At 72.3% G+C, this 16,517-nt stretch carries 11 protein-coding genes; 7 read left to right on the top strand and 4 right to left on the bottom strand.

Annotation, left to right across the window (positions count from 1 at the left end):
- Positions 1–136: 136 nt before the first annotated feature.
- The 3 genes from ACJOT3_RS08665 to ACJOT3_RS08655 all read right to left on the bottom strand — a co-directional run bounded on the left by ACJOT3_RS08665 (position 137) and on the right by ACJOT3_RS08655 (position 6,798).
- Positions 137–1,276, bottom strand: a complete 1,140-nt coding sequence (locus ACJOT3_RS08665) for a S1 family peptidase (RefSeq protein WP_406970657.1) — start codon at positions 1,274–1,276, stop codon at positions 137–139.
- Between the two features lie 625 nt (positions 1,277–1,901).
- The gene (locus ACJOT3_RS08660; protein WP_406970655.1) at positions 1,902–2,987 is read right to left on the bottom strand and encodes a S1 family peptidase; all 1,086 of its coding nucleotides are present in this window, start codon (positions 2,985–2,987) and stop codon (positions 1,902–1,904) included.
- A 2,671-nt stretch (positions 2,988–5,658) separates the two neighbouring features.
- Positions 5,659–6,798 carry a S1 family peptidase gene (locus ACJOT3_RS08655; RefSeq protein WP_406970653.1) on the bottom strand — a complete coding sequence of 380 codons (1,140 nt, stop codon included), beginning with the start codon at positions 6,796–6,798 and terminating at the stop codon, positions 5,659–5,661.
- 522 nt (positions 6,799–7,320) lie between these two features.
- Here ACJOT3_RS08655 and ACJOT3_RS08650 point away from each other — a divergent pair.
- From ACJOT3_RS08650 to ACJOT3_RS08625, 6 genes are all read left to right on the top strand, one after another.
- The gene (locus ACJOT3_RS08650) at positions 7,321–7,521 is read left to right on the top strand and encodes a ubiquitin-like protein Pup (RefSeq protein WP_406970651.1); all 201 of its coding nucleotides are present in this window, start codon (positions 7,321–7,323) and stop codon (positions 7,519–7,521) included.
- A gap of 130 nt (positions 7,522–7,651) precedes the next feature.
- On the top strand, positions 7,652–8,497 hold the full coding sequence (gene prcB, locus ACJOT3_RS08645; RefSeq protein ID WP_406970649.1) for a proteasome subunit beta: 846 nt from the start codon (positions 7,652–7,654) through the stop codon (positions 8,495–8,497).
- Between the two features lie 44 nt (positions 8,498–8,541).
- Positions 8,542–9,297, top strand: a complete 756-nt coding sequence (prcA, locus tag ACJOT3_RS08640; RefSeq protein WP_406970647.1) for a proteasome subunit alpha — start codon at positions 8,542–8,544, stop codon at positions 9,295–9,297.
- A 97-nt stretch (positions 9,298–9,394) separates the two neighbouring features.
- The gene (gene pafA / locus ACJOT3_RS08635) at positions 9,395–10,753 is read left to right on the top strand and encodes a Pup--protein ligase (RefSeq protein ID WP_406970645.1); all 1,359 of its coding nucleotides are present in this window, start codon (positions 9,395–9,397) and stop codon (positions 10,751–10,753) included.
- 203 nt (positions 10,754–10,956) lie between these two features.
- Complete coding sequence (locus ACJOT3_RS08630; protein ID WP_406970643.1) at positions 10,957–12,069, top strand: FKBP-type peptidyl-prolyl cis-trans isomerase; 1,113 nt, start codon at positions 10,957–10,959, stop codon at positions 12,067–12,069.
- A 177-nt stretch (positions 12,070–12,246) separates the two neighbouring features.
- Positions 12,247–13,266: a methionyl-tRNA formyltransferase gene (locus tag ACJOT3_RS08625; protein ID WP_406970665.1), complete on the top strand. Its 1,020-nt coding sequence runs from the start codon at positions 12,247–12,249 to the stop codon at positions 13,264–13,266.
- Between the two features lie 9 nt (positions 13,267–13,275).
- On the opposite strand, the gene ACJOT3_RS08620 is transcribed toward ACJOT3_RS08625, so the two are convergent.
- A complete protein-coding gene (locus tag ACJOT3_RS08620) occupies positions 13,276–14,355 on the bottom strand; it encodes a DUF3866 family protein (protein WP_406970641.1) in 1,080 nt (359 codons plus the stop codon).
- A gap of 95 nt (positions 14,356–14,450) precedes the next feature.
- On the opposite strand from ACJOT3_RS08620, the gene ACJOT3_RS08615 reads away from it, so the two are divergent.
- The gene (locus ACJOT3_RS08615; RefSeq protein ID WP_406970639.1) at positions 14,451–16,466 is read left to right on the top strand and encodes a helix-turn-helix transcriptional regulator; all 2,016 of its coding nucleotides are present in this window, start codon (positions 14,451–14,453) and stop codon (positions 16,464–16,466) included.
- The last annotated feature ends 51 nt before the right edge of the window (positions 16,467–16,517 follow it).

Raw genomic sequence — 16,517 nt, 5'->3', positions numbered from 1 at the left:
CTGAACTGGGGAACGGGAAGGCCGTCGGCCGGGCTCGGGGTGGCAGGGGCGTCGGCCGGGTTCGGAACGGGGGTGACCCCGCACGCGCGGCGGGCGCGGGCGGGGTCACCGTGGTGGGGAGGACGACTAGCGGGTGCTAGCTGGTGCGGATCCGCACGCCCCAGGAGTTCACCATCGGCAGGACCTCCTGGTAGAAGGTGGTGCCGCCGGAGGTGCAGTTGCCGGAGCCACCGGAGGTGACGCCCTGCGCCTGCGAACCGGAGATGAACGAGCCGCCGGAGTCGCCGGGCTCGGCGCACACGGTGGTGCGGGTGAGAGCCTGGACGGTGCCCTGCGGGTAGTTCACGGTCTGGTTGCGGGCCTGGATGGTCCCGCAGCGCCAGCCGGTGGTGGAGCCGGAGCGGCAGATCGCCGAGCCGATGGGGGCCTGCGTGGTGCCGGTCACGGACTGGTAGCCACCGGTGTTGTAGCGGTAGACCAGGTTGGTCAGGGTGAAGTTCGAGGTGCCCCGCACGAAGGCGGCGTCGTTGCCCGGGAAGATCGAGCGCTCGAACGTGCCCCGGCCGTTGCCGATGGTGACGGCGGTGCCGACCCGGCCGCAGTGGCCGGCGGTCACGAAGCCCGGCTGGCCGGCGCTGTTGGTGGCCGCGAAGCCCACCGAGCAGCGGCCGCCCATGGTGTAGGCGAGGCCGCCGATGATGTCCGCGTACAGCTGCGGAGCCTCGTCGGTGGTGACGACCTCCACGGCGGAGGCGTCCACGTCGGCGTCGGCCAGCAGGGACGCCACGTCGGCGCCCGCCAGGACCTCCAGCACGACCGTGTCACCGGCGACGTCCGGGTACCAGCCCAGGACGCCCTCGGGGGCATCGGCCGCGTCGAGGGCCTCGACGACCTCGGCCAGGCCCTCGGTGCCGTATTCGACGACCTCGGCCTGGGCCCCGGCGGCCTCGACCGCCGCGACGGCGTCGGCGTCGGTGACCAGGACCGTGAGCTCCCGGGTCTCGATGTCGTACAGGGAACCGCCGTAGGCGGAGCCGGCGGCCTCGGTGGCCTCGGCGTCGACCTCGAAGGCGGTCTCCTGGGCGTCCAGGAGGTCCGTGGCCTCGGCCTGGGTCAGGTCGAGGTCGCGGGCCAGGGCCTCCAGCATGGTGGCGCTGTTGTCATCGGCCACGGGGGCCTGCGGGGTGGCCGCGTAGGCGCCGGGGGACATGCCGAGCACGAGGCCACAGGCCAGTGCTCCCATGCCGACGGCGGAGATAACGGGGGAGGGTCGCATGATCCCTACTCTCCAGGGGGGATTGACGGGGGATGGGTTTCCGCTCCGGTGGGAGTGGACGCCCTTTTCGCGGGGTGGGATTGCTCCACCCGGCGAAGTTCACCGAGACGCTCGGTAAACGATTCCAAACCATAAGTGGACACTTTGGCGAGGGAAAGACCCGCTTTCCCGGGAAAGCGACCAAGTGGGAAAGGGATCATCCTATGAAACTCGGTTCCATGGTGGCTGTTGGTAGTCGAAGGTTGAACGACCTTGTCTTTTTTCGCAGTCGGCCGGTTACCCTGCGAGTAAAGGTGTGGATTTCAAGGGGGGTAGTGTGGCCGGATGCGGCCACGGGGACTTGGTCCCTGTCGTGACCGGGTGGCTACATACCGGTAACAACTGAGGTCACAGTGCCACCGGCCGGGGGATCGGAGACCTTGTGCGACGGGGTTCCGTGGGTAGGGTCGGAAGCGCTCCCACGGGGGTCGGGGCGGTCCCGAGACAAACGGTTGGGAAAAGGGACCGGGCGGCCGTCTGATATCGGACAGCCGCCCGGCGCTTCTGTGTGGGTGGTCACCCGGGGGTACGCGGGTTGTCGCCCCCGAGTGAGCGGATCTTTATCCGCGGATAAAGATCCCTGGGATCACGAAGTGACCAGGGTCAGGCCCCACATCGCCAGCAGCGGGTTGATCTCCTGGCCGAACGTGGTGCACCCGGTTCCGGGCGAACCGGAACCGCCGGAGACGATCCCCTGGGCCTGGTTTCCGGACACGATGGGGGCGCCCGAATCCCCCGGACCCGCGCACAGGTTCGTCCGGAACAGGCCCTGCACGGAGCCCTGGGGGTAGCTCACCGTCTGGTTGCGGGCCTGGAGGGTGCCGCACTGCCAGCCGTAGGTGGGCGAGGACAGGCACACCGCCGACCCCACGGGGGCGGGCGTGGAACCCGTCACCTGGAGGTAGGTGGTGCTGTAGCGCTCGACCAGGTTGGTCACCACCCACGGCGGGGAGACCTGCACGAACGCGCCGTCGGAGCCGGGGAAGACGGAGTGCCGGAACACGCCTATGGGGCCGTTGGGGCCCTGGAAGACGTCCCCGACCCGGCCGCAGTGGCCGGCGGTCAGGAAGCCCTCGACGTTGCCGCCGCCGCGGGCGGAGAAGCCGATGGTGCAGCGGCCGCCGTTGACGGTGAACTGGTGGCCGCCGATGATCTGGCCGTAGGTCGAGGGCCGCTCGGCCTCGACCACGCGCACGTGTACGGTCTTGTCCGGCACACCTAGGTCGACGGCGGTCACCCCGGAATCGGGGAGCACCTCCACCACCACGCCGTCGTCGTCGGGGTACCAGCCGACGACGCCCTCGGGCGTTTCGGCGGCGTTCAGGGCCTGGACGACCTCGTCCGGATCGGTGTCGACGACCTCGGCCTCGGCACCCAGCGCCTCGACCGCCGCCACGGCGGCCTCGTCGGTGACCCGGACCGTCAGCACGCGCGTCCGGACGTCGAACGCCGACCCGGCGTAGGACTCGATCTCCATGGCCGCGGCGTCGACCTCCGCGGCCTCGTTCTGTGCGGTGAGGAGCCCGCGTGCCTGCTCGGCGCTCAGGCCCAGGTCCCGGGCCAGCGCGTCATCCAGGGGAGCTGCGGGTGCGGTGTCGGCCGCCGCGGGGCCGGCCGCCGCGAGCATCGCGGCGACCAGGCCCAGCGCGGCCAGGGCGGGGGAGTACTTCATGGGGGGCTACTTCCTTGTGGGAAGGGATGGGGGGAACGAACCCGGTGGGTTCGTGACGCCAGGTATGCCCGTTTTCTCGGTCTGTCACCACCTGGGATCATCCGAGCACTTGCCCTTGTGTTCTCGGGGCGTCATGATGCCGCCATGAGCGCCCGAAAGGCCGATGCCGCGTAGGCGTCCCGGCGCGCTGCGCGCGCGAACCGACCAGATCCCCCGGCCCCGGGGGGGTCCCACCTGCCCGGGGTTTCAGCCGGTGGGTGGGTGCGTGCGTGTGTGGTGTTAACGCTGTGGGGTGCGGGGGTGGTCTGTTCGGGGTCGCGGCCCTGGCGGGTGCGCGGGGAACGGTTCCTCCGGCTCCAGGGGGTCGGCGAAGGCATCACCTGCGCCCCGGGGGGTTGCCCATCTACCCGGAGGCCTCAGGCAGAGCCGGAGGGCGTTGCGCTTCCCCCGCCGTAGGGGGTTTCCCACCTTTCCCGGGGCCTTGGCCCCAGCCCGGTCACCTTCCTGGCCTCCCCCGCCGCAGGGGGTGACGGCAGTACGAGGCCTCCCGCCTCGGCCCCGGGGGGTCCCACCCTCCCGGGGCCTTGGCCACGGCCGGAGGGCGTTGCGCTTCCCCCGCCGCAGGGGGTTGCCCACTTTTCCCGGGGTCCTCAGCCCCCGCCCGGTCACATCCGTGGCCACCCCCGTCACAGGGGGTGAGGGCCGCGAGAGGCTTCCCGTCCTGGCCCCGGGGGGTTGCCCACCTGACCTGGGGCCTCAGCCCCAGCCCGGTCACTTCCCTGGCCACCCCCGTCACAGGGGGTAACGGCTGCACGAGGCCTCCCGCCCCAGGGGGTTTCCCACCTGACCTGGGGCCTCAGCCCCAGCCCTGTCACATCCCTGACCACCCCCGCCGTAGGGGGTGACGGCAGTAGGAGGCCTCCGGCCCTGGCCCCGGGGGGTTTCGGTAGAGCGGGACGGGGCCCGGGCCCCAGGGGGTGAGACAGCAAGAGCAGGTTTCCCAAACGCCCGCCATCTGCGGAGGGCGGTGTAGGGGGCCGGTCTCGGTCGCGTTGGTCTCCACGGGTCACCCCTTGGGAACGTACAGACCCGGGCTGGGCGCGGAGCCGTCCCCACGGTACGAGGCCCGGCAGACCAAAAGGCGTACGCGTTGGACTCACGTCCGGGGTGGTGGGGGTGTTTTCCGGGGACGGGTCGGGGCACAGCGCACATCCCCGGCCACACAGGTCCACGGAAAGACGCTCCGACTGTGAAGCCGCGGTTGCACAGACCTCGCTTGAAAGCCCAGACACCTGGCGTAGTAACCCCCGCCCCGATCGCCCTCCCCGCCGCAGGGGGTGAAACCCCGGCTCCGATTGCCCCCCTGGCCACAGGGGGTGACCGCGTGCACACTTTCGGTGGTGCCGGTGGCAGTCCCACCTCCCGAAACCCCTGACCCCAGGCCCCAGGCCCCAGGACAAGTACAACCGTCACCCGCCCGTGGCGGAGGTCCCGGTCCTTCCTCCGATCTGGGGCTGATGCCGCGGATACCTGCGGCCGTCACCCCCTGGGGCGGGGGGTGGTGGTTTTTCCTCCCGATACCCCCTTGGGTCGGGGAGGGCAGTGACGGCGGGGGTTACCCCGTCTGTGGTCGGGCTTTCAAGCGAGGTCTGTGCAACCGCGGCTTCACAGTCGGAGCGTCTTTCCGTGGACCTGTGTGGCCGGGGATGTGCGCTGTGCCCCGACCCGTCCCCGGAAAACACCCCCACCACCCCGGACGTGAGTCCAACGCGTACGCCTTTTGGTCTGCCGGGCCTCGTACCGTGGGGACGGCTCCGCGCCCAGCCCGGGTCTGTACGTTCCCAAGGGGTGACCCGTGGAGACCAACGCGACCGAGACCGGCCCCCTACACCGCCCTCCGCAGATGGCGGGCGTTTGGGAAACCTGCTCTTGCTGTCTCACCCCCTGGGGCCCGGGCCCCGTCCCGCTCTACCGAAACCCCCCGGGGCCAGGGCCGGAGGCCTCCTACTGCCGTCACCCCCTACGGCGGGGGAGGCACAACGCACTCCGGCTATGGCTAAGGCCCCGGGCAGGTGACCGGGCTGGGGCTGAGGCCCCAGGTTGGGTGGGCAACCCCCTGGAGCCGGGGCCGGAGGCCTCGTGCGGCCCTCACCCCCTGCGGCGGGGGAGGCACAACGCCCTCCGGCTGGGGCTGAGGGCTCCAGGAGGGGACGGGCTGGGGCTGAGGTCCCAGGCGGGTGGGCACCCCCCCGGGGCCGGGGCCGGAGGCCTCTTGCCGCCCCCACTCCCTGCGGCGGGGGAGGCCAGGGATGTGACCGGGCTGGGGCCAAGGACCCCGGGGAAGGTGGGAAACCCCCTGGAGCCGGAGGAACCGTTCCCCGCACGCCCGTCAGGACCGCGGCCCCGAACAGACCACCCCCGCACCCCACAGCGTTGACACCACACACGCACCCACCCACCGGCTGAAACCCCGGGCAGGTGGGAACCCCACGGGGCCGGGGCGGGAGGACTCCTGCCGCCCCGGCCCCCGCAGCGGGGGACACCACGGATATGGCCGGGCGGGGGCTGAGGGCCCCGGGCACAAAAAAGGGGGCCTCCTGCCGGAGGTCTCGGCCCCCGGGCGCAAGGGGACGCCCCCGCCGGGGGCGGGGGTGTCCTGGGGGTTTCCGGGTCAGCCGGTCGAGAGGCTCAGGCCCCACGAGCTCAGCATCGGGGTGACCTCTTGGTAGTAGGTCGTCCCGCCCGAGGTGCAGTTGCCGGAGCCACCGGAGGTGACGCCCTGCGCCTGGGAGCCGGAGATGAACGAGCCGCCGGAGTCGCCGGGCTCGGCGCACACGTTGGTGCGGGTCAGGTCCTGCACGGTGCCCTGCGGGTAGCTGACCGTCTGGCCGCGGGCCTGGATGGTCCCGCAGTGCCAGCCGGTGGTGGAGCCGGAACGGCACACCGCCGACCCGATGGGCGCCTGGGAGGAGCCGGAGACGGTCTCGTGCGTGCCGTCGTAGCGACTGACCAGGCTGGTCAGGCTCCACCCCGAGGTGGCGCGCACGAAGGCGGCGTCGTTGCCCGGGAACACCGAGCGGTCGAACACGCCGGACCCGCTGCCGTCGGAGCTCTGCGCCGACGTGCCCACGGAGCCGCAGTGGCCCGCGGTGACGAAGCCCGGGTTGCCCGCCGAGTCGCTGGCGGCGAACCCGATGGAGCAGCGGCCGCCGCCCATGTAGTAGGCGACGCCGCCGACGATGTCGGCGTACAGCTCGGGGGCCGCGTCGGTGGTGACGACGTCGACCGACGCCGGGTCGACGCCCGCGGACTCCAGGAGCCCGGCGGGGTCGGCGCCCTCCAGGACCTCGATGACGACGGTGTCGCCGGCGACGTCCGGGTACCAGCCGGTGACGCCCTGCGGGGCGCCCTCGGCGTCGAGGGCCTCGACGATCTCGGCCAGGCCGTCGGCACCGTGCTCCACGACCCGGGCCTGGGCCCCGGCCGCCTCGACCGCGGCCGCGGCGTCGGCGTCGGTGACCAGGACGGTCAGGTCGTGCGTCTCGATGTCGAACAGTGAGCCGCCGTAGGCGTCGCCGGCGGCCTCGGCCGCTTCGGCGTCGGTCTTCAGCGCCTCTTCCTGGGCCTCCAGCAGGGTTTCGGCCCCGGGCGGGGTGAGGCCGAGGTCCCTGGCGAGGGCTTCCAGCATGGTCGCCTCACCCTGGGGTGCGGGTGAGGCCGGGACGGGCGCGGCGTTGGCGCCCGGCGCGAACACCAGCCCGAAGGCCAGCGCTCCCGTCCCTATCACGGAGATAGCGGGGAAAGGTCTCATGGACCCTGAACTCTCCTTTGTTGTTGATGGGGGTGATTGTTCACCGAACATCCGCTTTTGAGACGTTCGGTAAACGAGTCCACACCCTAGGTGGTCGTCCGGGCGAGCGGAACCCCGGGCGGGGATCTTCTGGATCCGTTGATGGGGACAGCGGATGAATGGGAGGTTGTTGCGGAGGGTGACGGGGGTGATGAACTGCGTTTTTGTGGTGGCCCCGGGGTTTTCGGGTGGCTTTTCGTTCGGTGTCAAGGGGGGTTCGGTGGCCGGATGCGGTCACTGGAATCGGGTGCCTACAGTGACCGTTCGGATGCATAGATGTAACCCGTGAGGTCAGGGCTGTGACCGGTAGGTAACTTCGGTCCCGGCCCTGGCGCGACGCGCCCGGGAGCGGGGGTGCCGGGCGCGCCGGGTACGCCCCGTGGCGCGAGGTAACCAGCCGGTATCGGGCTCCGGGAAGGGGGTTGAGGTGCCCGGTGTTGGGCCAAGATAAGGGCGAGAGCCCCGAACGGGAGGTAGGTAGGTATGGCGAAGGACACCGGCGGTCAGAAGCACGCGTCGCGCCGCGACGAGGAAGTCGAAGAGGTCGAGGCCTCCGCCGACGTTCAGGAGCGCAAGGACCAGCTGGACGAGGACGTCGACGACATCCTGGACGAGATCGACGACGTGCTGGAGAGCAACGCCGAGGACTTCGTCCGGCAGTTCGTCCAGAAGGGCGGAGAGTAGTCACCGCGGCGGTTCGCTGACAGCGCACCGGCGATGCCGTCGGCGCCGCCGCGGACCCGGCTAGGGTCGGCTTGAAAGAAGACGAGGCGTCCCGCCCGCGTCGGGGCGGGGCGCGAGTGGAGGGAGTCGCGTGTTCGAAGGGTTCGAGGGCAAGGGGTTGCCCGCCGCTTTCATGAGTGCGGGGACCTCGTCCTTCACCGAGTTTCTCCGAGAGGTCAGGCCCGAGATGCTGCCCGGCCACGGACTGCCGGCACAGGGGCTCGCCGCCGAGCACCTCTCCCCTGACGCGACGACGATCGTCGCGCTGACCTTCCCCGGGGGAGTGCTGATCGCGGGCGACCGGCGTGCCACACAGGGCAACGTGATCGCCAATCGCGACATGGAAAAAGTCTATCGAACGGATGAATTCTCCGCGGTGGCCATTGCCGGCTCCGCCGGGTTCGGAATCGAATTGGCCCGTCTCTACCAGGTGGAATTGGAGCACTACGAGAAGATGGAGGGCCGCTCGCTCTCCCTCGAAGGTAAGGCCAACAAGCTCGCCCAGATGGTCCGCGGCCACCTCGGCCTGGCCATGCAGGGCTTCGTCGTGGTCCCCCTCTTCGTCGGCTTCGACGAGAACGAGGGCAAGGGCCGCGTCTTCAGCTACGACGCCACCGGCGGCCGCTACGAGGAGCAGCGCTACTACTCCATCGGCTCCGGGTCGGTCTTCGCCAAGGGCTCCATCAAGAAGCTCTACCGCGAGGACCTGGGCGAGACCGACGCCGTCAAGGTCGCCCTGGAGTCCCTCTACGACGCGGCCGACGACGACTCCGCCACCGGCGGACCCGACCTGCACCGCAAGATCTTCCCCCTGGTCGACGTGATCACCGAGGACGGCCACCGCCGCCTGCCCGCCGACGACGTCGCCCGGCTGGCGACCGAGGTGGTCCAGGGCCGCGCCGCCCATCCGGACGGCCCCACCGCTCCGCTGGCCTGAGCCGCCCCGCCCCATTGGACTTCTAGGTAAGGAAACGATCAGCGGTGTCGATGCCGTTCTACGTCGCCCCCGAACAGCAGATGAAGGACAAGGCGGACTTCGCGCGCAAGGGCATCGCGCGCGGCCGCAGCGCCGTCGTCCTGCAGTACGAGGGCGGCATCCTGCTGGTGGCGGACAACGTCTCCCGCACGCTCCACAAGATCAGCGAACTCTATGACCGCATCGCCTTCGCCGCGGTCGGCCGCTACCCCGAGTTCGAGAACCTGCGCCTGATGGGCGTGCGTTTCGCGGACGTGCGCGGGTACCAGTACGACCGCCGCGACGTCAGCGGCCGCCAGCTCGCCAACATCTACGCCCAGACCCTGGGCACGGTGTTCAGCGAGAGTCTCAAGCCCTGGGAGGTGGAGATCGTCGTCGCCGAGGTCGGCGACACCGCCGACGGGGACGAGATCTACCGCATCACCTTCGACGGCTCCATCGTCGACGAGCAGGGCTTCGTCGCGGTCGGCGGCTCCTCCGAGCACGTCTCGCAGGCGCTCAAGGACCGCTTCGCCGCCGACGCCTCCCTCGCCGCCGCGCTCAACGCCGCCACCCACGCCCTGGCCAGGGAGAACGGCGAGGAGCGCGAACTGGAGGCGGCCAACCTGGAGGTCGCCGTCCTGGAGCGGTCCAGGGCGCACCGCAAGTTCCGCCGCATCCAGGGGCCGCGCCTGGTCTCCCTCCTGGAGGAGGGGCGCGGCGGCACCGCCTCCGGCGCCGGGACCGCCGACGGCGGTACCACCACCGAGGACGACGCATAGCAGAAACGGTGCGGCGCTCCCGAGGCGCCGCACCGGCCGGCGGACGACGCGACCCCGTCGTCCCGGGCCGACGGTGACGGGAAGTTGGTGAGGCCGCGTGGAACGACGGATCTTCGGGCTGGAGAACGAGTACGGAGTCACGTGCACCTTCCGGGGACAGCGCCGGCTGTCCCCGGACGAGGTCGCCCGCTACCTCTTCCGGAGGGTGGTCTCCTGGGGGCGCAGCAGCAACGTGTTCCTGCGCAACGGCGCCCGCCTCTACCTGGACGTGGGCAGCCACCCCGAGTACGCCACCCCCGAGTGCGACAGCCTCGTGGACCTGGTGGCGCACGACAAGGCCGGTGAGCGCATCCTGGAGGGGTTGCAGGTCGACGCCGAGCAGCGCCTGCACGAGGAGGGCATCGCCGGGGACATCTACCTGTTCAAGAACAACACCGACTCCGCCGGCAACTCCTACGGCTGCCACGAGAACTACCTCGTGGGCCGGCACGGGGAGTTCGGGCGGCTGGCGGACGTGCTCATCCCCTTCCTGGTCACCCGGCAGATCATCTGCGGGGCCGGCAAGGTGCTCCAGACCCCCCGCGGCGCCCTGTACTGCGTCAGCCAGCGGGCCGAGCACATCTGGGAGGGCGTCTCCTCCGCCACCACCCGCTCCCGGCCGATCATCAACACCCGCGACGAGCCGCACGCGGACGCCGAGCGCTTCCGCCGCCTGCACGTCATCGTCGGCGACTCCAACATGAGCGAGACCACCACCCTGCTCAAGCTGGGCTCCACCGACCTGGTGCTGCGGATGATCGAGGCGGGCGTGGTCATGCGCGACTACACCCTGGAGAACCCGATCCGGGCGATCCGCGAGGTCAGCCACGACATGACCGGCCGCCGCAAGGTGCGCCTGGCCAACGGCCGCGAGGCGGGCGCGCTGGAGATCCAGCGCGAGTACCTGGAGAAGGTACAGAGCTACGTCGACCGGCACGGCACCGACGCGACCGGCAAGCGGGTCCTGGAGCTGTGGCAGCGCACCCTGGAGGCGGTCGAGTCCCAGAACCTGGAGGCGGTCTCCCGCGAGATCGACTGGGTCGCCAAGTACATGCTGCTGGAGCGCTACCGCGCCAAGCACGACCTGTCCCTGTCCTCGCCCCGGATCGCCCAGCTCGACCTGACCTACCACGACATCCACCGCGACCGCGGCCTGTTCTACCTGCTGCAGAACCGCGGCCAGATGGAGCGGGTGGTCGGCGACCTGAAGATCTTCGAGGCCAAGTCGGTGCCCCCGCAGACCACGCGGGCCCGGCTGCGCGGCGAGTTCATCCGCCGCGCCCAGGAGCAGCGCCGCGACTTCACCGTCGACTGGGTGCACCTCAAGCTCAACGACCAGGCGCAGCGCACGGTGCTGTGCAAGGACCCCTTCAAGTCGGTGGACGAGCGGGTGGAGAAGCTCATCGCCGGCATGTGACCGGCGGCACCCACGGCCCCGGTGGCGGTTCCCCGCCGCCGGGGCCGTGTCGTGCCCGTGGCCGTTCCCGTCACCGTGCCGCTTCCGAAAAGTGCGCTCGGTGAGCTTTTGTTACCGATGTTCCGCCTCGGGGGGAGGTGGTGGCGGTCGCGCTTTTCGGTAGTGTGACCCTGTCCCGAGCCGGAAAACAGAGGTAGTGACCCATGCACCGACGTGCCGCCGCCCTCGCGGTGCCCCTGACCGTCATCGCTTTGACGGTCTCAAGCTGCGGAAACATCCCCGAGGAGTGGCGCACTCCCGCCTTCATGCGGATGGGTGACGACCAGCTCGACTCGCGGCTGCCCACCGTCACCGGAAACGTCGGCGAGGCTCCCGAGGTCACCTTCCCCGACATCGAGCCCCCCGAGGAGGAGCTCTCCGGTGTCGTGGACCAGGGCCCGAGCGAGGAGGAGCTGGTCCGCGCCGACGACCTCCTCGTCGCCAACGTCGCCCAGTTCCAGTGGACCGGCGCCGGCGAGGGCGAGCCGGTCGAGGGCCAGTCCAGCTACGAGACCGGCGCCCCCGACCTCATCCGCATGTCCGACATGCCCGAGCAGATCAGCTCGGTCCTGGTCAACCAGGCCGTCGGCAGCCGCGCGGTGTACGTCTTCCCGCCGCTGACCGCGGAGGAGCAGGCCCAGGCCGAGGCCATGGGCCAGGAACCCCAGCTGGGCGCCAGCGTCCTGGTCGTCGACATCGTGGACCGGTTCGGCATCGGCTCGGTGGTGCCGGGCGAGCAGGCCACCGACGGCGGCGACGGCCTGCCGACCGTGGTCCAGACGGGCCACAGCGAGCCCACCATCGAGATCCCCGAGGGCGACGCGCCCGAGGACCTGGAGATCGTCCCGCTCATCGAGGGCACGGGCGGCGAGGTCGAGGAGGGCCAGCAGGTCATCGTCCAGTACACCGGCGTGCGCTGGGAGGCCGACGACAACGGCGAGCACCCCGCGTTCGACTCCACCTGGAGCCGCGGCGGCGTCCCCTTCGACACCACCATCGGCGCGGGCTCGGTGATCAAGGGCTGGGACGAGGGCATCGTCGGCCAGCAGGTGGGCAGCCGCCTGCTCCTGGTCGTGCCCGGTGACATGGCCTACGGCGAGACCGAGGAGGAGGCCATGGGCGCCCCGGCGGGCACCCTGGTCTTCGTGGTCGACGTCCTGGGCGCCTTCGACAACCCGCCGCCGGTCGAGCCCGAGGAGGAGCCCGCCGAGGGCGCCGAGGAGGAGGCCTCCGACCCCGAGGCCGAGGAGTCCCCCGAGGAGGAGGAGAGCGAGTAGCGTCCCCGCGACCCTTCGCGCACTTCGCAGCACTTCGCAGTGAGGGGGGCGTCCCGGCGACCGGCCGGGGCGCCCCCTTGCGCACGCCTGACACGCAGAGCAACCGCCGCCTCCGGCGCCCCCGCCGCGGCGCTGCGTAGAGTCGTGCCAACGGTGGGCCGAGCGGAGGGGGAGGCCGTGGTGGACCGGCTGCGCTACTGCTACGTGTCGGGACTGGGCCTGGGGATCCCCGCCCTGGAGGAACTGTGCGCCCAGGGGCGCCCGCCGGCCCTGGTCGTCTCCTACCCGGCCGAACTCGCCCACCGCTCCGGCTACGTCGACTACGAGGCCGTCACCCGCCGCCACGACCTGGAGCACCTGCGCGCCGCCGACCTGGGCTCGGACGAGGTGCGCGACGCCATCGCGGCCCGCGACATCTCCCTGCTGGTCGTCGCCGGGTGGTCCAGCCCCGTCCCCGAACGCCTGCTGGAGGCGCTGCCCCGGGGCGGGGTCGGCCTGCACCCGGCGCCGCTGCCGGTCGGCCGGGGCCGCGCCCCCATCCCGTGGACGATCCTGCGCGACATGCGCTCCAGCGCCGTCACCCTGTTCCACCTGGACGGGGGCGGCGACACCGGCGACATCATCGACCAGGCGTGGTTCGACGTCGAACCCGACCTCACCGCCACCGGCCTGTACGACCGGGTGGCCCGCCGCCAGGCCGAGATGCTGGCGGCCCGCATCGACGACCTGCTGGCGGGCACCGCGCCGAGGCGGCCCCAGCGCGGGCACGTGTCGGTGTGGCCGCGCCGCCGGCCCAGCGACGGGCGCATCGACTTCACCGCCTCGGGCCGCGACGTGGACCGCCTGGTGCGGGCCCTGGCCGACCCCTACCCGGGCGCGTTCGCGATGTTCGGCGGCAGCCGCATCACCCTGTGCTCGGGGGCGCTGGACGAGGGCGTCCAGGGCGGCGCCCCGGGCGGGGTGGTGTCGGCGGGGCCGGGGCGTGTGTGGGGGGTGACCTGCGGGGACGGGACGGTGTTCGTGCCCGAGGTGATCCGGGTGGACGAGGGGGTGCGTGCCGACCCGGCCTCGCTGGCCATGTTCCGGGAGGGGGCGTTCTTCGACGAGCCCTCGCCGCACGCGCTCAGCCCGGCCCGGCCGGTCCCGGTGCCCGGCCAGGCACCCGACCCGGAGACCCTGCTGCGCACCGGGGGTTGAATACGGGGGTTAAACGAGCGCCGCGGCGTGGCGGCCGGCGGCGGCCGCGCTCAGGAACGCCGCCCGGTCCTCCTCCAGCCCCCGCCCCATGGTGGACGGCTTCACCGGCAGCGCCCGCAGCGCCTCCTCCAGCCCTTCCACCCCCGTGTGCACCAGCGTGTGCCGGGCGCCCAGCGGCGCCGCCTGGGCGCGCACCCGCTCCCCGAACACCCCGGGCAGCAGCGGCACCACCACGTCGGCGCGGGCCAGCGCCACCCGCCCGTAGGCCGTCAGGCTGTGGTGGGACACCCCCCGGTGCCGGGGCCGGGGGTCGGCCTCGCTGACCCGCAGCGCCGCCACCGGGTGCCCGTCCAGCACCGCGGCCGCGTTGACCGCCTCGCCGCAGGACACCCCGGAGAACCCCCAGGGCGTGCCCGTGCCCAGGTTGCCCGGGCCCTGGCAGACCACCGCCACATCCGCGCCCAGCACGTGCCGGGCGGCCAGCAGCCCGGAGTGGACCGTCACCGCCTCCAGGTCGCCGCCGAACGCCTGCCCGGTGGTCACACAGCCCGCCAGCAGCCCCTCCTCGCGCAGCGTCCCCAGGGTTCGCGAGAACGCGGCGGGCAGCGCCCCGCCGTCGGTCATCACGTTGACCACCCGCGCCCCGGGCCGCTCGTGCAGCACCCCGGCCAGCACCGCCGGCAGCGACGAGTGCAGGTCGGCGACCACCACCGGCATGCCCGCCACCCCGGCCGCGTCGCGCAGCGTCGCGTGGTGCGGGGAGTCCTGCTCGTCGGCGCCCTCCACCAGCGTCTGCAACGGGGTGTACCGCGCCTTGACCAGGTGCCCCGGCCCCTCCCGGTCCGGCGGCAGCCGGTCGGGCAGGGCCACCACCATCGCGTACCCGCCGGTGCCCAGCCCCAGGTCCAGGGCCCCGGTGTTGAGCAGCACCGCGTCCCCGGGACGGGGGTCGCCCACCAGGCCGGTGTAGGCGATCGCCCGGCAGGACGCCTCCCCGCCCGCCCCGTCGGCCACGGCGACCAGGCACACCCGCACCCCCGGCCAGGACGGGAGGAGTTCACGGACTTCACCACGGCGCCACCGGATCATGCAAGGCACGGTACCTTCGTTGCTGAGTCGGTACGGGGACGACGCGCCCCGCCGCCGACGGCATTCCACACGCGGGCGAGAAGAGGGTGCAGGCGATGTCGCGCAGGAAGACGGAACGGCAGTTGAACCTGGTCATCTGCCTGTTGTCCACGCGCCGCCACCTGACGGCCCAGGAGATCCGCCGCACGGTGTACGGCTACGCCGAGGCCGAGAGCGAGCAGGCGTTCAAGCGCATGTTCGAGCGGGACAAGCGGGAGCTGCGCGACAGCGGCATCCCCATTCAGGTGGGCACCGGCGACGCGATCAGCGGCGAGGAGGGGTACCGCATCTCGCGGGCCGACTACGAGCTGCCCGAGATCGAGCTGCTGCCCGACGAGGCCGTGGTGCTGGGCCTGGCCGCCCGCGCCTGGCGGCACGCCGCCCTGGGCGAGGCCGCGGCCAACGCCCTGTTCAAGCTGCGCTCGGCCGGGGTGCCGGTGGACACCGAGGCCGCCCCGGGGCTGACCCCGGCGATGCGCACCGACGAGCCCGCGTTCGGGCCGGTGTGGCAGGCGGTGCGCGACCGGCGGCCCATCGCGTTCGACTACCGCAAGCCCGGCCAGTCCGAGCCCGAGCGGCGCGAGATCGAGCCGTGGGGCATCGTCAACCTGCGCGGCCACTGGTACGTGGTGGGCCACGACCGGCTGCGCGACGCCCGCCGGGTGTTCCGCCTGGGCCGCATCCGCGGCGAGGTCGAGATCCTGCGCGGCGGCCCCGACGTGGTCGTGCCCGAGGGCATCGACCTGCGGTCGGTGGCGGCCGGGCACCGCGCCGAGCCGGAGGCGACCGCTACCGTGCGGGTGCGCACCGACACCGCCCACGCCCTGCGCCGCGGGGCGCTGCGCGTGGTGCCGGGCGGGCGCGAGGGCGCCGACGCGGGCTGGGACGTCCTCACCGTCCCCTACGTCGACGTCCCCGACCTGGTGGAGCACGTCGCCTCCTACGGCGCCAACGCCGTCATCGTCGAACCTGCCGAGGCCCGCACCGCCATGGCCGAGCACCTGGCGGCGACCGCCGACGGCGCCCCGGCCGAGCCCGACCCGGCCCCGGCCGCCCCGGTCACGGAGGACAGCGGACCGGCGCGCGGGCCGCGTTCGGCCGACCAGCTGCGCCGCCTGCTCATGCTCGTGCCCTACGCCCTGGGCCGCGACGTGCGGGTGCCGGAGATGGCCGAGCACTTCGGCCTCACCGAGAAGCAGGTGGTCGCCGACCTGAGCCTGCTGTGGATGTGCGGCCTGCCCGGGTACACCCCCGGCGACCTCATCGACGTGGACCTGGACGCCGCCAAGGAGACCGGCGAGATCATCATCGGCAACGCCGACACGCTCGCCCAGCCGCTGCGGCTGACCGCCGACGAGGCCGCCAGCCTGGTCGTGGGCCTGTCGCTGCTGGAGGCGCTGCCCGAGGCCGAGGGCCTGGAGTCGGGCGCCCTCAAGCGGGTGTCGGAGAAGCTGCGCACCGCCGCGGGCACCGCCCTGGGCTCGCTGGCCGACTCGGTGCAGGTCCGCCTGGAGGACTCCGGCGACGAGCAGGTCGAGCAGACGCGGCGGCGCTGCGCCGAGGCCCTGGAGTCGGGCCAGCGCCTGCACCTGCGCTACCTGTCCGGGTACCTGGACCAGGTCACCGAGCGCGACGTGGACCCCATGGGCCTGGTCGTCCAGGACGGCCACACCTTCCTGGAGGGGTACTGCCGGCTGCGCGAGGACGTGCGCCTGTTCCGGCTGGACCGGGTGCTGGACCTGACGGTACTGCCCTACCCGGCCGAGGTCCCCGAGGGGGTGGGCCGCCGCGACCTGTCCGGGGGGCTGCTCCAGCTCTCCGAACGCGACGCGCTGGTCACCCTGGACCTGGAGTCCCCGGCCCGGTGGGTCACCGAGGACTACGTGTGCGAGTCGGTGGCGGAGCTGCCCGGGGGAGGTGTCCGCGCCGCGCTGCGCACCCCCGCGCCCGCCTGGGTGGTGCGGCTGGCGCTGCAACTGGGCCCGCGGGGGCGGATCACGGCCCCGCCGGCGCTGGCGGAGCAGGCGCGGGCCGAGGCGCGCAGGACCCTGGAGCTCTACCGCTCGGCCTGATCCCGTGAGAAATTGGTCGAGACCAATTCGTCGCCCGAGTGAGCCTCGGTT

The organism is Nocardiopsis protaetiae (assembly GCF_045446735.1).
GTDB lineage: Bacteria > Actinomycetota > Actinomycetes > Streptosporangiales > Streptosporangiaceae > Nocardiopsis > Nocardiopsis protaetiae.
Note: the sequence above shows the minus strand (reverse complement) of the source record. Positions and strands in the feature narration are given on the sequence as shown.